Below are 833 nucleotides of genomic sequence, written 5' to 3'. Positions count from 1 at the left end.
ACTGAGCTATGGGCCCTAACGTTAGACGCACAATGATACCTGATTTTTTTAAATTTTCAAGTAAAAGATAACAACTAAACGATATTATTCAGCTCTTTTTGCTTACTGACTAAAAATTGCTTCCAGCGAGAGTCAAACCACGACCGCCATCGACATTAATAACCTCTCCTGTGATATAGCTTGCCTTTGCTAAATATAATACGCTGTGGGCGATATCATCTGGTGTACCGATTCGCTGCATCGGCACAGAGTCGATGATATTTTGTTGCTGCGTATCATCAAGTGCTTGATCGCTATTGGCATCTGGTAAGATATTGACCCCAGGCGCGACACCATTGATTCGTACTAGTGGTGCCATCTCTAGCGCTAGCGACTGCACCATCATACGTTGAGCCGCTTTTGCCATATTATAGACGGTATAGTGTTTAAACGGTTTATTATGAGCGTGAATATCAAGTAGGCTAATGATGCATCCATACTGCGTTTGTAAGTAAGGTAGAAACGCCTGACTCAGTAATAACGGCGCTTTAGCATTGCTTAAAAACAGCTCATCCCATTGGTCATTATCTATACTATTGAGCGGAGTAGGGTAAAATCGTGATGCGTTATGTACTAACACATCAAGCTGTCCAAATCTATCTATAACGGTTTGAACAAACTGAGTTAATAAATGGCTATTGATGACAACTGCTAAATCCGCAACGACAACTGTCGCACTATTATCACGGATTTCGTTAAGCTGGTTTGCTAGCGCTATTGCTTGTTGCTCGCTACGATGACAATGGATAATGACACGGTAGCCTTGATGATGCGCTGCTCGAATGATAGCTGCG

1 protein-coding gene is annotated in these 833 nt (G+C 42.1%); it reads right to left on the bottom strand.

Features of this window, described 5'->3' with window-relative positions; all coding sequences use genetic code 11:
* Nucleotides 1-109: 109 nt before the first annotated feature.
* Nucleotides 110-833, bottom strand: a 724-nt coding sequence (locus ACS8FD_RS18765) for a pteridine reductase (RefSeq protein ID WP_439276963.1), incomplete at its 5' end; no start/stop codon positions are given.

It is taken from the genome of Psychrobacter sp. 1U2 (genome assembly GCF_051847575.1).
This window is presented reverse-complemented; position numbering and strand designations above follow the sequence as displayed.